The 15,743-nt window shown below is 39.3% G+C and carries 14 protein-coding genes; 11 read left to right on the top strand and 3 right to left on the bottom strand.

What is annotated here, in order from left to right; all coding sequences use genetic code 11:
- Window positions 1-14 precede the first annotated feature (14 nt).
- From HCK02_RS00070 to HCK02_RS00040, 7 genes are all read left to right on the top strand, one after another.
- Window positions 15-2,279, top strand: coding sequence for an ATP-binding cassette domain-containing protein (locus tag HCK02_RS00070; protein WP_167627910.1), 2,265 nt, complete (start codon window positions 15-17; stop codon window positions 2,277-2,279).
- 183 nt (window positions 2,280-2,462) lie between these two features.
- The gene (locus HCK02_RS00065; RefSeq protein ID WP_167627908.1) at window positions 2,463-3,641 is read left to right on the top strand and encodes a betaine/proline/choline family ABC transporter ATP-binding protein; all 1,179 of its coding nucleotides are present in this window, start codon (window positions 2,463-2,465) and stop codon (window positions 3,639-3,641) included.
- A gap of 3 nt (window positions 3,642-3,644) precedes the next feature.
- The gene (locus HCK02_RS00060; protein ID WP_115752383.1) at window positions 3,645-4,298 is read left to right on the top strand and encodes an ABC transporter permease; all 654 of its coding nucleotides are present in this window, start codon (window positions 3,645-3,647) and stop codon (window positions 4,296-4,298) included.
- 12 nt (window positions 4,299-4,310) lie between these two features.
- On the top strand, window positions 4,311-5,237 hold the full coding sequence (locus HCK02_RS00055; protein ID WP_167627906.1) for an osmoprotectant ABC transporter substrate-binding protein: 927 nt from the start codon (window positions 4,311-4,313) through the stop codon (window positions 5,235-5,237).
- Window positions 5,238-5,252: 15 nt separating this feature from the next.
- Window positions 5,253-5,924, top strand: a complete 672-nt coding sequence (locus HCK02_RS00050; RefSeq protein WP_167627904.1) for an ABC transporter permease — start codon at window positions 5,253-5,255, stop codon at window positions 5,922-5,924.
- A 60-nt stretch (window positions 5,925-5,984) separates the two neighbouring features.
- Window positions 5,985-7,313 carry an Nramp family divalent metal transporter gene (locus HCK02_RS00045; RefSeq protein WP_167627902.1) on the top strand — a complete coding sequence of 443 codons (1,329 nt, stop codon included), beginning with the start codon at window positions 5,985-5,987 and terminating at the stop codon, window positions 7,311-7,313.
- Window positions 7,314-7,431: 118 nt separating this feature from the next.
- The gene (locus tag HCK02_RS00040; protein WP_167627898.1) at window positions 7,432-8,262 is read left to right on the top strand and encodes a hypothetical protein; all 831 of its coding nucleotides are present in this window, start codon (window positions 7,432-7,434) and stop codon (window positions 8,260-8,262) included.
- A gap of 40 nt (window positions 8,263-8,302) precedes the next feature.
- Here HCK02_RS00040 and HCK02_RS00035 read toward each other — a convergent pair whose 3' ends face one another.
- Both HCK02_RS00035 and HCK02_RS00030 read right to left on the bottom strand, forming a co-directional pair.
- The gene (locus HCK02_RS00035; protein ID WP_167627896.1) at window positions 8,303-9,820 is read right to left on the bottom strand and encodes an ABC transporter permease/substrate-binding protein; all 1,518 of its coding nucleotides are present in this window, start codon (window positions 9,818-9,820) and stop codon (window positions 8,303-8,305) included.
- A complete protein-coding gene (locus HCK02_RS00030) occupies window positions 9,817-10,806 on the bottom strand; it encodes an ABC transporter ATP-binding protein (RefSeq protein WP_167627894.1) in 990 nt (329 codons plus the stop codon). The genes HCK02_RS00035 and HCK02_RS00030 overlap by 4 nt, the downstream gene beginning before the upstream one ends.
- Before the next feature lie 200 nt (window positions 10,807-11,006).
- Between HCK02_RS00030 and murB the strand changes: the two genes are divergently transcribed.
- The 4 genes from murB (at window position 11,007) to HCK02_RS00010 (ending at window position 14,859) form a co-directional block, all read left to right on the top strand.
- Window positions 11,007-11,903, top strand: a complete 897-nt coding sequence (gene murB, locus HCK02_RS00025; RefSeq protein WP_208970416.1) for a UDP-N-acetylmuramate dehydrogenase — start codon at window positions 11,007-11,009, stop codon at window positions 11,901-11,903.
- A 108-nt stretch (window positions 11,904-12,011) separates the two neighbouring features.
- Entirely contained in the window at window positions 12,012-12,929 is a 918-nt protein-coding gene (locus HCK02_RS00020) for an NADP-dependent oxidoreductase (protein WP_246215495.1), read from the top strand.
- 116 nt (window positions 12,930-13,045) lie between these two features.
- Entirely contained in the window at window positions 13,046-14,104 is a 1,059-nt protein-coding gene (locus HCK02_RS00015) for an AI-2E family transporter (protein WP_425482820.1), read from the top strand.
- A gap of 152 nt (window positions 14,105-14,256) precedes the next feature.
- Window positions 14,257-14,859 carry a VanZ family protein gene (locus tag HCK02_RS00010; protein ID WP_167627886.1) on the top strand — a complete coding sequence of 201 codons (603 nt, stop codon included), beginning with the start codon at window positions 14,257-14,259 and terminating at the stop codon, window positions 14,857-14,859.
- Between the two features lie 36 nt (window positions 14,860-14,895).
- Here HCK02_RS00010 and HCK02_RS00005 read toward each other — a convergent pair whose 3' ends face one another.
- Window positions 14,896-15,561 (bottom strand): GTP pyrophosphokinase, encoded by a 666-nt coding sequence (locus HCK02_RS00005; protein WP_208970415.1) that lies wholly within the window; start codon window positions 15,559-15,561, stop codon window positions 14,896-14,898.
- Window positions 15,562-15,743 lie beyond the last annotated feature (182 nt).

Here is a 15,743-nt window from a genome sequence, read left to right as displayed (position 1 = left end):
GAGGAGGAAAAGCGATGCATGAAGAGATTTCAATTTTAGGCGCCAAAACAAATAATTTGAAGAATATTTCTGTACATATTCCGAAAGGCAAAATCACGGTTGTGACAGGTCTTTCGGGTTCAGGTAAGTCTTCACTTGTTTTTGACACCTTGGCTGCTGAGTCACAGCGTTTATTGAATGAAACTTATTCGAGTTATATTCAGCAGATTCTGCCACATTATGAGGAGCCAGTTGTCGATCAAATTGAAAATTTGCCTGTTTCGATTGTTATTGATCAAAAAAAAGTGGGTGGAAATGCACGTTCAACGGTGGGGACGATGACAGATATCTATACAGGACTACGCTTACTTTTTTCAAGGATTGCAAAACCATTTATTGGCTATTCGATGGTCTATTCGTTTAATAATCCTCAAGGGATGTGCAAAAGGTGCCAAGGGATTGGTGAAGTCACAGATTTCAATGTAGCTTCTATCGTTGACTATAGCAAATCCCTAAACGAAGGGGCTATTCAATTTCCAACTTTTCAACCTGGCGGGTGGCGTCTGACTCGCTATACGGAATCAGGTTATTTTGATAATGATAAAAAAATTGCGGATTACTCGGAACAAGAACTACAAAAACTTCTTTATGATAAAGGAGGGAGTAAACCGGAAAACCCAACGAGTCAATTTCCAAAAACAGCGGAATACGTGGGTGTTCTTGAACGGATTCGAAAGTCTTTGCTAGAAAAAAATGATAAAAAATATCAAACTGATTTAAAGAGAATCACCAATACGGTTGAGTGCCCAGATTGTCATGGAACGCGTGTCAATGAAACAGTACGTTCGGCAAAAATTTCAGGTTATTCGATTGGGGATTGCGTCAAAATGTCTGCAGAAAGCTTACTTGCTTTTATAAACAGCATTCAGGATCAACAGACTGAGATTGTGTTAAAAGATTTACGGAATCGATTAACAAGTATGCTCGCAGTTGGACTTGGCTATTTGACCATTGATAGAAAAACAGTGAGTTTATCTGGCGGAGAATCACAGCGACTTAAGATGACTAAGCACTTAAATAGTGCGCTATCCGACGTGCTTTATATATTTGATGAACCGAGTGTTGGACTTCACCCAGAGGACTTAGCAGGACTTGGAAGAGTTCTAAAACGGCTCAAGCAAAAAGGAAATACACTAGTTTTGGTAGATCACGATCCCGACATCATTGCACTTGCTGATATGGTCATTGAAGTTGGACCGGGCGCAGGGAAAAATGGAGGTGAAATAACTTTTTCTGGAAATTTTAGCGAGTTTATGAGTTCGAATTCAACGACGGCTCAAGCGCTCGCGAAGAAACCCACTTTAAATGCGAAAAAGACGCCTTTTACACAGTTTTATACACTTGAAGGAGTCAGCGCTTTCAATATTCAAAATGAGTCGGCTAGCTTTCCTAAAAATGGAATGACTGTGGTTACGGGACTTGCAGGTTCTGGGAAAAGTACCCTTATAAGAAAATTATTTACAACGAAATATCCCGAGGCTGTTGTCTTTGACCAATCGAGTATTCGCGGAAGCAATCGGTCCAATTTACTCACGTATTTGGGCGTTTTTGATTCGCTTAGAAATAAATTTGCAAGTGTTTCCGGGAAAAGTGCGTCTTTGTTCAGTTTTAACGGGAAAGGAGCCTGTCCTGAATGCAAGGGAAAAGGTGTGATCAAATATGATCTTGCTTATATGGGAAATGTGACGGAACGTTGTGAAAAATGTCACGGGAAACGGTATAACGAAGAGGCACTAAGTGTTAAGTGGCAAGGAAAAAATATGGATGAGGTTTTATGCTTGACGGTAGAAGAAGCGCTTTTGATAATTGATATTCCGGAAGTGCATCAAGCTTTAGTGGCACTTCGTGATGCCAATTTAAACTACATTCAACTGGGACAAAGTTTGGATACTCTTTCTGGTGGTGAGATGCAGCGCCTCAAAATTGCAACGAAGCTGCTTGAAGATACGGAAAAGCAGTTTGATTTATTTATACTAGATGAACCGAGCACAGGGCTTCACGAGAAAGATGTTTTTCACCTCCTTGAATTACTCCAAAAACTTAAAAACGAAGGGAAAACGTTAATTGTTTTGGAGCATAATTTATCGATCATTAGCCAAGCGGACTGGATTGTAGATATGGGACCAAGAGGAGGGAGCCTTGGAGGCAGAGTTTTGTTTCAGGGTTACCCAGTGGATTTATTCCAAGAAGCGAATTCTTTTACAGCAAGCCACTTAAAAAATTTTTTACGGCAGGAATGAAAAGGTAAAAAGGGATGGAATCTGAGTGACTAGAAGGATTAAGAAGGGGACTTTTTCAATAAACATTACTTATTAAAAAAAATATATTTGATAAGTTTTTCCTTGAAAATGTTTCATGCCAACGCAACTAGGGAAAAAACAAGATAGAGTTTCATCAAAAATGACTAACGGAGGTGCTTTTAAGTGTTACGATTTGAACACGTTTCGAAAACCTATAAAGGTGGAAAAAAGGCAGTTGATGATCTCAATTTAGATATCGATAAAGGCGAATTTATTTGTTTTATCGGTCCGAGTGGCTGCGGAAAAACAACAACCATGAAGATGATTAATCGATTAATCGATCCAACAGAAGGTAAAATACTTATTGATGATAAGGACATTTCACAAGAAGATCCAGTCAAACTAAGACGTTCTATCGGTTATGTGATTCAGCAAATTGGCTTAATGCCTCACATGACTATTCGTGATAACATTGTGCTCGTTCCTAAGCTATTAAAATGGTCAGACGAGAAAAAGCAAGAGCGTGCGAAAGAGTTAATCAAGCTGGTGGATTTACCAGAAGAATATCTTGATCGTTATCCCTATGAATTAAGTGGCGGACAGCAACAGCGTATAGGCGTTTTACGTGCGCTAGCAGCTGAACAAAACTTGATTTTAATGGATGAACCTTTTGGTGCACTTGACCCAATCACGCGGGATTCTTTGCAAGAAGAATTTAAAAATTTGCAACAAGAACTTGGGAAAACCATTATTTTCGTTACCCACGATATGGACGAAGCACTTAAGCTTGCTGATCGGATCGTGATCATGCAAGCAGGAAAAGTCGTTCAGTTTGATACGCCAGATGAAATTTTGCGGCATCCAGCAAATTCATTTGTCGAAGAATTTATCGGAAAAGATCGGCTTATTGAAGCGCAACCAGATGTGACTCAAGTTCGACAAATCATGAACACGAACCCGGTTTCCATTACCGCAGATAAATCTCTTCAAGCGGCGATTCAACTCATGAAACAAAAACGAGTGGATACACTTTTAGTAGTGGACGAAAAACAAGTTCTAAAAGGTTACATTGATGTCGAACAAATTGATTCACAACGCAAGCGCGCAACTTCAGTGGTCGATATTCTTGAACGAGATGTTTTCTATGTAAAAGAAGATGCTTTACTGAGAGATACGATTCAACGGATTTTAAAACGCGGCTATAAATATGTGCCAGTTGTTGATGATGATAAACGTCTCGTCGGAATTGTGACACGCGCAAGCTTAGTTGATATGGTGTACGATTCCATTTGGGGAGAAGAACAAGATACGGACTCAAACGACGAAAAAGAAACCGTCGCCACTTCTGAAGGAGGCGAATAACGAATGGAAGCTTTACAAAACTTTTTTCAAGAAAACGGGCATAATTTGCTTGTTCAAACTTGGCAGCACTTATACATATCGCTAGCTGCAGTTATTCTAGGAATTGTTGTAGCCGTTCCACTCGGAATTGCGCTTACACGCTCTCCTAAAATTGCTAACTTTGTCATTGGTGTAGTTGGAGTTTTGCAAACGGTTCCGTCGCTAGCCATCTTGGCTTTTATTATTCCAATCCTGGGCGTCGGGACTTTCCCGGCGATCATCGCTTTATTCATCTACGCATTACTTCCCATCTTACGTAATACCTTTATTGGCGTAAGAGGCGTTGATCCCAATTTAATTGAATCAGGAAAAGGAATGGGTATGACGAATTGGCAACTCATCACGAATGTCGAAATCCCGAATTCCATTTCTGTCATTATGGCCGGAATCAGGCTTTCAACCGTTTATATCATTGCTTGGGCGACACTTGCTTCTTATATCGGCGCTGGTGGCCTTGGGGACTTTATTTTTAACGGGCTGAACCTTTACCGTCCGGACTTGATTCTAGGCGGGGCGATCCCGGTTACCATCCTTGCTCTTATCGTTGAATTTTTCTTAGGCAAACTTGAAAATGCGATGACACCAAAACCACTTCGTGACGCAAGAAATAATGGATAGGAGGAAAATAGAATGAAGAAAAAAATACTCGCTTTGTTTGCTGTGATTCTGTTATCCTTCGGTACCTTGCTTTCTGGCTGTTCGTTACCTGGACTTGGTGGAGGAGCGGAAGGGACGATTCGCGTTGGCTCTCTTTCTACAACAGAATCTCAGATCGTATCAAATATCGTGAAACAAATGATTGAACATGATACAGACTTAAAAGTAGAACTCGTTAATAATCTCGGTTCATCCGTTGTGCAACATCAGGCAATGGTAAATGGAGATGTGGATATCACAGCGACACGCTACACGGGGACAGATCTCGTTGGACCACTTGGTGAAGAACCGATTAAAGATCCGAAAAAAGCGCTTGTTGCGGTTAAAAAAGGCTTTGAAGAAAAGTTTCATCAAACTTGGTTTGATTCCTATGGATTTGCGAATACTTATGCCTTTATGGTTCGAGCAGATACTGCTAAAAAGTATAACTTAAAAACTGTAAGTGATATGCGACCCGTTCAAGATCAGCTCACAGCAGGCGTTGATAACTCGTGGATGGAGCGGAAAGGAGACGGGTATAAAGCCTTCTCGAAAGATTACAACATTGAGTTCAAAAAAATCTTTCCTATGCAAATCGGTTTGATTTATACGGCTTTGAAAGATAAACAAATGGATGTAGCCCTTGGCTATTCAACAGATGGTCGGATTCCAACTTATAAATTGAAAGTGCTTAAAGACGATAAAAAATTCTTCCCGCCTTACGATGCTTCACCGCTTGCAACAGATAAAATTTTAAAAGAGCATCCAGAATTAAAAACGACATTAAATAAATTGGTCGGAACGATTTCAACTGAAGAAATGCAGCGGCTGAATTATGAAGCGGATGGGAAACTAAAAGAACCATCTGTCGTTGCGAAAGAATTTTTGGAGAAGCACAATTACTTTGAGGATAAAAAATAAGGAGGGAACGGACCAGTGGAAACTCTGAAACAATTGATCGACTATTACGCAACCAATGGAAGCTATGTCATGGAAGAGTTTTGGCGTCACTTTCTGATGAGTATTTACGGCGTACTCTTTGCAAGTATTGTAGCGATTCCACTTGGGATTTATATTGCAAGAAAAAAAAGGCTGGCGAATTGGGTGATTCAAATTGCTAATATCATCCAAACGATTCCTGCCCTTGCTATGCTTGCTGTTTTAATGCTTGTATTAGGTCTTGGAACCAATACAGTCGTCTTATCTCTTTTTCTATATTCATTACTTCCAATTTTAAAAAATACGTATACTGGCATTCAAAATGTCGATAGCGCACTATTAGAATCTGGTAAAGCAATGGGGATGACGAAATGGCAAGTGCTTCGCATGGTAGAATTACCACTTTCACTTTCCGTGATTATGGCAGGAATCCGGAATGCACTAGTTATTGCAATCGGTGTCGCTGCGATTGGGACATTCGTTGGTGCAGGAGGACTGGGGGATATCATTGTACGCGGAACGAACGCAACCAATGGGACCGCTATTATCTTAGCCGGGGCAATTCCCACTGCCCTAATGGCGATTATTACCGACTTATTACTCGGCTGGGTGGAAAGAGCGATCAATCCAGTGAAAAACAAAAAGAAAAAATTATCAGAAGCGCTATAATTGGGGCGGGCAGAGGAAAACTCTCGCCCGCTCTTTCAATTAGCTTGAGGAGGGAACAACGTGGTAAAGCATAAACGGGAAGCATGGCGAGCGGAAAAAGAAACTGAAAGCCTGAGTGAGGTCAATAATACAATAAAAGTACCCCAGAATGCCTCGTTTTTCCGCAAACTGCTTGCTTTTATGGGCCCAGGAGCTTTGATTGCCGTAGGTTACGTGGATCCAGGAAACTGGGCAACATCCATCGCCGGAGGCTCCGAATTCGGCTACACGCTACTTTCAGTCATTTTGATTTCCAATTTAATGGCGATTCTTTTGCAATCCCTGGCAGCTAAACTTGGCATTGCAACCGGCCGGGATTTAGCACAAGCCTCACGAGATAGTTTTTCTAAAAAAACATCATTTGCTTTGTGGGCTCTTGCTGAACTTGCGATTATTGCAACAGATTTAGCGGAAGTGATTGGGAGTGCGATCGCGTTAAACTTGCTTTTCGGTTTGCCACTTATTGTCGGAGTTGTCATTACAGCGCTTGATATTTTTCTCGTTCTGTTACTACAACATCGCGGATTTCGCTATATTGAAGTTATTGTTATTACCTTGATGGTGACAATCCTCGTTTGCTTTGGTGTCGAGTTATTCATGAGCCGTCCAGAAATAAAAGAAGTCCTGTATGGATTTATCCCACAAAAGGAAGTCGTAACGAACCCAACGATGCTCTATATTGCGCTTGGAATTTTGGGGGCAACAGTTATGCCGCATAATCTGTATTTACATTCTTCGATTGTCCAGACAAGGCAATATGAGCGTAGCTTAAAAGGGAAAAAAGAAGCCATTAAATTTGCTTTTATTGACTCTACCTTTTCACTTACAGTAGCGCTATTTATCAATGCGGCGATCCTTGTATTAGCTGCGTCTGCCTTTTATTATTCCGGGCATACTGAGGTGGCAGGAATTGAAGATGCCTACAAATTGTTGAATTCGGTTCTCGGAAGCGGAATTGCTAGTGTCATTTTCGCGGTAGCGTTACTTGCCTCAGGACAAAATTCAACTTTAACAGGCACGCTTGCCGGCCAAATTGTCATGGAAGGCTTTTTAAATATTCGTCTGAAGCCTTGGATCAGACGACTCATCACAAGGGTTCTCGCCATTATTCCTGCAGTGATCGTGACTGCACTTTATGGCGCAAAGGGAACCAATGAGCTTTTGATTTTGAGTCAAGTCGTGCTTTCCATGCAGCTATCATTTGCAGTTATTCCACTTGTTATGTTTACAAGCGATAAGCGAAAGATGGGCGTTTTTGTGAACCGCTTTTGGCTAAAAGGACTTGCTTGGTTAGTCGCTATTTTTATCGCGATTTTGAATATCTATTTACTGATCCACACGCTCTTTTAACGATAATATTATTATGTAAACTGTAAATGAAAAGATTTTTAATTATTTCCCTCGAATTTTTTATCTAGATTCGTTATAATTGAATTAGCGAATAACCGTAGTAAAGGTGTGGAGTAGGATGGAGGACAAAGCAGTAAAACAGCAAAAACGATTATTAGAGCAAGAGCATCTTTTGCCATACACAATTGAAGCTCACGATCAATCTTTTTACGTCATGATTTATACAAAGCTTGGAAAGATTTCTGGGATCACCGTGTTAAATGAAGACAAGAGTCTTGCTGCTAGGGAAATAGCTGAAGAAGTTGTACTAAAGCTGCAACGATACAATTTTTATTTTGAGTATCTTTCAAAGCGTTCAGACGTTGTAAAAGAACGTGACAGTGTGGTGGCTGAACGAATTGAGCAAACGCAGTTAATTTTAAATGATGGTGAATTATTTGATGAAAACATGCAACCCATTATCGACAAGCTTAGCTTGGCACTCGAAGTTTACAAACAACAACAACATAAAATGGATGTTTATCAGGAAGATATCAGTTTGTTAAATGAAAAAATTAAAGAACAAGGTCAAATTCAACCAGAGGACTGGAAATCTGCGGAAGATTTGTCTATTTTGTTTATGAGTGCTGCTTACGCGCAAACGATTTACTTAGAAGCAACCAGAAAAAATCGTCAAAAACTTGCCAAGTGGGTCCATGAACATCAAAAAGAACTACCTGCTGAAAAGCGGAAAGCCTTGTTAAAACTTGTTTCGCTTTTAAGTGATACAAGTGCTGGCCTTATTTTCGATCAAATTATTTCGCTACTGCCGCTGCTTGAAAAAGGCTTGCTAATCGATCATGATGAAGATCTACCAAAGCGTGCACAAGAATTCAATAAAGAATATGAAGCATTGTGTCGCTTCTACAAACCCAAACTTGAAAAAATGGTTAAATTAATCCGAAATTAAAAAATAGCTGCTGAAACGAGTCCGTTTCAGCAGCTATTTTTTATTTTTTGAGCAGTTTATGCTGAACAAGATAATTTTTAGCGACAGATTCTGCGGATTTACCATCTACATTGACTTGGTAATTCATCTTACGCATTTCCTCATCTGTAATTTTCCCAGCTAGTTTATTTAATGGGTCCTCTAACTCAGGATACTTTTGCAAGGTTTTAGTAAGCATCAAAGGAGCACCTTGGTAAGGAGGAAAGAGTTTACGATCATCTTTTAGTACTTTCAAATGGTATTGTTCGAGTTCGCTATCTGTTGAATAGGCATCTAAAACATCAATGTCGCCAGCCTTAATTGCCGTATAGCGAAGTTTAGGTTCCATTTTTTCAAGATGATTAAACGTAATCCCATATTTTTCTTGTAGTCCCTTGTAGCCATCTCCACGGTCTGCAAATTCGGCCGTGAAGCCAACCTTTACTTGCTCATCAATCGGACGAAGATCAGAAATTGTTTCCAGTCCGTATTCTTTAGCAAGTCGCTCGGAAACTGCAATCGCATAAGTATTATTATATTGCATTGGTTTTAAAAGCGTCATATCAAATTTAGAAGCTAAACCCGTTCGCGCTTGTTTATAGACTTCGTGAGCTGAATGGGATTTAGCAGGTTCTTTCGTGAACGTTTCAAGAACTGTTCCAGTAAATTCTGGATAGATATCAATATCGCCAGATTTCAGCGCATTGAAAAGGAAACTTGTTTTTCCCATGCTTGGCTTCAATTCCACCTTCAAGTCGGTTTCATCTTCAATAAGTAATTTATACATGTTAATCAGTATTTCAGGCTCTGCACCAAGTTTGCCTGCGATTGTAATATCTTTTTTATCACTTGTAAAATGTGGCACGATTAGTAGAGCTGCCGTTAGCAAGATCGCCGCAGATATCGTGATGACTGTACTTTTGAAGGAGGCTTTTTGGAAGAAACGCAATACAAAGTCAAACAAAATGGCAAGTAAGGCGGCAGGAATTGCGCCCAGTAAAATCAAGCTGTTGTCATTTCGGTCGATTCCAAGCAGAATCAAATCCCCAAGCCCACCTGCGCCGATTAATGCAGCAAGCGTTGCTGTTCCAATGATAAGGACCATCGCTGTTCGAATCCCTGCCATGATGACAGGAAGGGCAAGTGGTAACTGAATTTTATAAAGTCGTTTCCATTTATTCATCCCCATCGCCCGAGAAGCTTCAATCAATGCAGGATCCACTTCATCAATTCCGGTATATGTATTACGCAAAATGGGAAGTAGAGCATAGACAACGAGTGCGATGATCGCTGGCACGATTCCAATCCCAACAAGTGGAATCAGCAGCCCAAGTAAAGCCAGTGATGGAATCGTTTGGAAAATCGCAGCGACTTGGATGACAGGCTCTGCAATCCGCTTGTGGCGCGTTAAGTAAATACCAAGTGGTAGGGCAATTAAAACGGCGATGAAAAGCGAGATGAATGAAATTTGAATGTGCTCAATCAAAGCAGCAAGAAGGTCATCTTTTCGGTCTGTTAGTGTCTCGATGAATGTACTCATGAATGAACACCTTCTTTCAAGTTGCTCGATAAGAAGGCGAGCAAGTCGCTTGTCTCGATAATTGCCAGGCTTGTGCCGGATTCATCTTCGATCGTGACGCTTTTGACACTTGCGAGCGCGGTAACGAGTTTTTCGAGTGGATCAGTGGCTTTTAAATGTCGGCTCGTCTCACTCGAGTTTCCTGCAGCTGTTGGGGTAAAGAAGTTTCGGTTTAGCAGTTCGGAAATCGTGATGGAATGGTCAAATAGGGTTTTAGGTAGAAGATTACCAGATTCGAGAAAATTACGAACAAAGTCAGTTTCAGGATTTTTCAATATATTCTCTGGTGTATCACATTGTACGATTTTTCCATCTTGCATGAGGCAAATTCGATCCCCAAGCGCCAAAGCTTCTTGCATATCGTGCGTGACAAAAACGATGGTCTTTTTAATTTTCTTTTGCAGTTTAGAAATATCTTGCTGTAATTTTTGTCTAGAAATGGGATCTAACGCACTGAAGGGTTCATCCATTAAAATAATGCTTGGATCGGCTGCAAGAGCGCGAACAACACCAACACGCTGTTGTTCGCCGCCAGAAAGTTCTTTCGGTAGTCGGTCTCGGTATAAAGCCGGATCAAGTCCAACCATTTCCAGTAATTCGGTTGTTCGGTCATAGATTTTTTGCTTATCCCACTTTTTTAGCTCAGGAACAATCGCGATATTTTCAGCAATCGTCATATGTGGAAACAAAGCAATTTGTTGGAGTACATAGCCAATATCATAGCGCAATTCGTGAATATCATAATCACTAATGCGTTTTTCATCGATATAGATGGTCCCTGTTGAGAGTGGGATGAGACGATTGATCATTTTTAAAGTTGTTGTTTTGCCGCATCCGCTTGGCCCAATAAAAACGAAAAATTCACCGTCTTCAATATTGAGGTTGAGGTGATCAACAGCGACGGAATCATTGTCATATTTCTTTGTCACGTTTTCAAAGCGAATCATATTATCCTCCCAGTTTCTATTTATTAAAAGTAATGATCTCCGTTTATACCCTATAATTTACCATTTTTTAACGATAAATAGAAATTATAAAGATTTATTTTGTAAAATATTACTCTCGTGTTAGAATAGAAGGTGAGGTTTCAAACAATCCTAGAAGTAAGAACTAGAATGGAAAGGTTTTGAAAAGAGTGGAAAATCTAATGCAAGATTTAGGTATTCAAATACCAGGTCTTTTGATAAAACAAAATGAATCCCTAGCGAAGTACACGTATACAAAAACAGGTGGAGAAGCAGATCTGTTTGCTATGCCAAAAACGATTGATGAAGCTAAAAAACTTGTTCAGTATTGCCATGAAAATCAGATTACGCTAACTATTCTTGGGAATGGTTCGAATTTGATTGTAAAAGATGGGGGCATTCGAGGCGTTGTGATGCACCTTGATTTGCTGAATGAAATTGTAAGAGAGGAAACGCGAGTTATTGCAGGAAGTGGTGCAAAAATCATTGATGTTTCAAGGTTTGCACTTGAATCGCAACTTAGCGGGCTTGAATTTGCTTGTGGAATTCCAGGCTCTGTTGGCGGGGCACTTTATATGAATGCTGGTGCTTATGGTGGAGAAATCAGTGATGTACTTGATGCGGCAACCGTTTTAACACGCTCTGGTGCGTTGCTACATTTAAAGCGAGAAGAGCTAGCGGCTAAATACCGAAGAAGTACAATCGCTGATAAAGACTATATTGTGCTAAGTGCAGAGTTTGCGTTAGAACTTTCGGAACGGCAACCGATTGAAACTAAAATGGCTGAACTGACAGAAGCGCGCGAAGCGAAACAACCGCTTGAATACCCATCTTGCGGGAGCGTTTTCAAGCGACCACCAGGCCATTTTGCTGGGAAACTCATTCAAGATAGTGATTTACAAGGTTTCCAAATTGGTGGTGCACAGGTCTCTATGAAGCATGCGGGCTTTATTGTGAACGTGGGCGAGGCGACAGCAACGGATTACATGCAAGTGATCCACCATGTTCAGAAAACGGTGAAGCGTAATTTTGATGTGGATCTTGAGACGGAAGTGAAGATTATTGGTGAAGACAAGTAAATTCGATTGCTTGTCTTTTTATGTTTAAAAAAAGTAGGATTAGGAAATAATGGTTATTGAGAGATGTTTTATTTGAAAGGAAGTCGATAAAAAATGAAGGCTATAATCATGAATGAATATGGAGACAGCAATGTGCTTCAGTATGTGGATGACTTTCCAGAACCAGTACTGAGAGATGATGATGTATTGATTGAAGTGAAGGCGGCAGCCGTTAATCCCATTGATTGGAAATTGCGTCAAGGTTACTTAAAACAGATCGTCGATATTCCTTTTCCATTTATTCTTGGACTTGATGTTTCAGGCGTTGTGAAGGAAGTCGGGAAAGAAGTTACAATGTTCCATCCAGGTGATGAAGTTTATGCGCGCGCTGATACAAGCCGCAATGGTTCGTATGCAGAAAAAATTGCCGTGAATCAGCTATTTGTTTCAAAAAAACCTCAAAATTTAAATTTTGAGGAAGCAGCCTCTGTTCCGCTTGCTGCACTGACAGCCTATCAAGCGTTAAGGGATTTTGCAGGGCTCGGTGCAAACGAACGCGTCTTTATTTCTGCAGGATCTGGCGGTGTCGGAAGTTTTGCTATTCAAATCGCCAAAATATTAGGTGCTCATGTTGTAACAACAACAGGCCCTGATAACATTGATTACGTAAAAAGCTTAGGGGCAGATGAAGTCTTTGATTATACCAAAAATGGTAGCTTGGATACGGAACCAGTCGATGTTGTTTTCGATTTGATAGGAGGAAAAAGTCAAATTGAAAGTTTTGCGATTCTAAAAGAAGGAGGAAGAATTGGTTCAATTGCTGGAACACCTGATCCTAAACTAACGAAGGAAAAGCGTGCCGTTGCAAAGGGACTTTGGGTGAAATCGAGCGGGTCTGATTTGGATGAGCTTCGCAAATATATTGAATCAGGTGAAATAAAAACAGAAATTGCCGCAAGGTTCCCACTTGAAAAGGTGAAAGTCGCTCAGGAACTCAGTGAAACAGGGCATGTAAGAGGAAAAATTGTTATCAAAGTAGCTGAATAAAATAAGTGAAGCAAAATTCTCGGTTTCTTGCCGAGTTTTTTGTGTTTAAACATGCATCATAGTGGGTTATTTGGTACAATGAGATTAGGCATTTTAGAATGGGAGGATTTCACCTTGTGGATAGTTTGATACAGTTTTTTAAAAATAGAAGCGTGCGGCGTGTTGCTGTTTTTGTTCTTGTAGCTTTTGTATTGTATTTGCTTCGGAGCATGATGGATATTATTTTGCTGACTTTTATTTTTTCGTTTTTGATTACGCGACTCGAGGGTTTTATTTTACGGAGAATTTCGATTTATCGGCAGATTATTGTGCTCCTGCTTTACGCGGTGATAGCGCTAGGTCTTGTTTTTGTGGTCGTCAAATATGTACCACTTTTGACGGACCAAATTAAACAGTTAGTGAACTTTATCAATCAGTTTTTCACAACAGATGACAGTGACAATGAGTTTATTAATTACATTGTAAGTCTTGCCAATCAAGTCGATATCATGAAATATACCGAACAAGGTGTACAGATTATTGTCACTTACTTAACGAATATTGGGACCGTGCTGTTCAATGCGTTTATTGCTCTAATGTTGAGTCTGTTTTTCTCGTTAGGGAAAGACCAACTCATTCGCTTTACGAACCAATTTGCAACAAGTAAAGTTGCTTTCATATATGAAGAAGTAAAATATTTTGGTCAAAAATTTGTGGCCACTTTTGGTAAAGTAATCGAAGCACAGTTTTTAATCGCCATTGTTAACTGTGTACTTACAACACTAGCTTTATGGATGCTAGGCTTCCCACAACTGATGACACTTTCGATCATGGTCTTTTTACTAGGTTTAATTCCAGTTGCAGGTGTGATTATTTCGATGATCCCGCTCACAATCATTGCTTATACCATTGGCGGACTTCAATATCTGATCTACATTATTTTGATTGTGGTTGTGATTCATGCACTTGAATCTTATGTACTAAATCCAAAATTGATGTCTGCTAAAACAGACTTACCAGTTTTTTACACGTTTATCATTTTAATCTTCGGGGAACATTTCTTCGGCATTTGGGGACTAATAGTTGGAATTCCAGTCGTCATGTTCTTCCTAGATGTGCTCGGCGTTACTGATCAAGCCGAACACCTTTTAGAAAAAAAGCCAAAGAAAACACCTAAACAAGATCCAGAGAGCTAACTCTGGGTCTTGTTTTATGCTAAGAAAGAGAAGGAGGGGAGAATTAACATTTTTACAAGAAGATTTTTAAGTTTTCTTTCTTGCTATTTAAAACTTCTTTAACAAATTTGTTTTATAATGAAAACAATCATTAGTTAAAGGAGGAATTTAAATTGAAAAAAATACTTATATTCACAGTACTACCTGTAACCTCCGTTTTACTAGCTGTTTTCCTTTATTTTCATTTTTTCGAAGGCTGGATGTACTTTTATTTGAACCAGCTAATGCAAAATTATAGCTTTATTGATTATATAACTATTGCAATCACGGCAGCGCTTGTTTATTTCGCAGCGGTGCAAATAATGAGTTTAGAATTAAACTTAAAATTATTGGTCATTTCGTATTTGATATATTTCGGATGTTTAATCTTTTTATTATTTGCAAAAGATTCCCATGCACGCGGAGTATCCTTTGACACATTCAGTTTTATTGAACCATTTTTAGCAGGAAATCTACGGGTGATTACGATTGGTAATATCGTTGCATTTATTCCGATTGGATTCTTAATGTGGAAACTCAAAGGCTATCAAGCATTTGGACTTGCAGTAACATTAATTATTGGCGTTGAATCTACTCAATATTATTTAGCTGTTGGTTATTTTGATACTGGAGATATTTTCTTAAACGTATGCGGCATTATGACCGGTTATTTAATGATACGTTTAGCAAATTTCATTATCAGCAGTAAAAAGAACACAAACAAAAGCACATCCTAATGTTGGATGTGCTTTTGTTTGTGAGCATAAAGAGAGTTAGTCTTCTATATATTTACGAATTGTGAGCATTTGATCTTCCATTTTCGAAATATTTATAGCTGCATCTTCGAGCTTCTTGAAGGCTGCAGAAGGGACATCACCTTTATAACGTAAGGAATGCTCTAGGCTCGCCCAAAAGTCCATAGCAATCGTACGAATTTGTATTTCAACACGGAAAATCTCACTTTTTTCAGATAAAAAGATCGGGATTGCAACGATAATATGTAAACTTCTGTATCCGCTTTCTTTTGGGTTTTTAATATAATCTTTGGTACGAATCAATTCGACATCATCTTGAGAAACAAGCATGTTCACAATATCATAGACATCATCCACATAGGAACAAGTAACGCGAATTCCTGCGACATCATTAAGTTCATTTCGGATGTTATCAATTGAAATCGTTTTGCCACGTTTAATTAATTTTTCACCAATACTTTTAGGTTTTTTAATCCTGGACTCAATCGAATGGATTGGACTGCGTTTTTTCTGAAGTGAGAGCTCATCAGCAAGAATCTCCAGTTTGGTTTTAACTTCTTTAATTGAACTGCGATAACACATCATTAAATACTGGAAATCCTCCAAGAAGGCCATATTTTGTTCGAATTGAGGATTATCACCAAGCCAGCGTTGTAACTCACGCATAACTTCTTTATTTTCCATAAAAAATCGACTCCTTAGAAACAATGAGATGAACATATTATATCATTATATATGATTCCCGATATAAAAGCTGCTAAAACGTTATCTGCAACGCGAATAAATAGAAGGAATAAAACCTAGAATCTAAAATTAGTTATCATAAGTGCTATTCTTTTAGTTTTCTCTATTACTTCCTATAATAT

The sequence above is a fragment of the Listeria valentina genome (assembly GCF_011800755.1).
GTDB lineage: Bacteria > Bacillota > Bacilli > Lactobacillales > Listeriaceae > Listeria > Listeria valentina.
The sequence above is the reverse complement of the archived record's forward strand: the minus strand, read 5'-3'. Positions and strand labels throughout refer to the sequence as shown.

Excerpts from the sequence above, each read along its gene's own strand:
- HCK02_RS00030 (WP_167627894.1), bottom strand. The coding sequence starts at position 10,806 with ATGATTCGCTTTGAAAACGTGACAAAGAAATATGACAATGATTCCGTC.
- murB (WP_208970416.1), top strand. The coding sequence starts at position 11,007 with ATGCAAGATTTAGGTATTCAAATACCAGGTCTTTTGATAAAACAAAAT.
- HCK02_RS00005 (WP_208970415.1), bottom strand. The coding sequence starts at position 15,561 with ATGGAAAATAAAGAAGTTATGCGTGAGTTACAACGCTGGCTTGGTGAT.
- HCK02_RS00020 (WP_246215495.1), top strand. The coding sequence starts at position 12,012 with ATGAATGAATATGGAGACAGCAATGTGCTTCAGTATGTGGATGACTTT.
- HCK02_RS00070 (WP_167627910.1), top strand. The coding sequence starts at position 15 with ATGCATGAAGAGATTTCAATTTTAGGCGCCAAAACAAATAATTTGAAG.
- HCK02_RS00040 (WP_167627898.1), top strand. The coding sequence starts at position 7,432 with ATGGAGGACAAAGCAGTAAAACAGCAAAAACGATTATTAGAGCAAGAG.
- HCK02_RS00055 (WP_167627906.1), top strand. The coding sequence starts at position 4,311 with ATGAAGAAAAAAATACTCGCTTTGTTTGCTGTGATTCTGTTATCCTTC.
- HCK02_RS00060 (WP_115752383.1), top strand. The coding sequence starts at position 3,645 with ATGGAAGCTTTACAAAACTTTTTTCAAGAAAACGGGCATAATTTGCTT.
- HCK02_RS00035 (WP_167627896.1), bottom strand. The coding sequence starts at position 9,820 with ATGAGTACATTCATCGAGACACTAACAGACCGAAAAGATGACCTTCTT.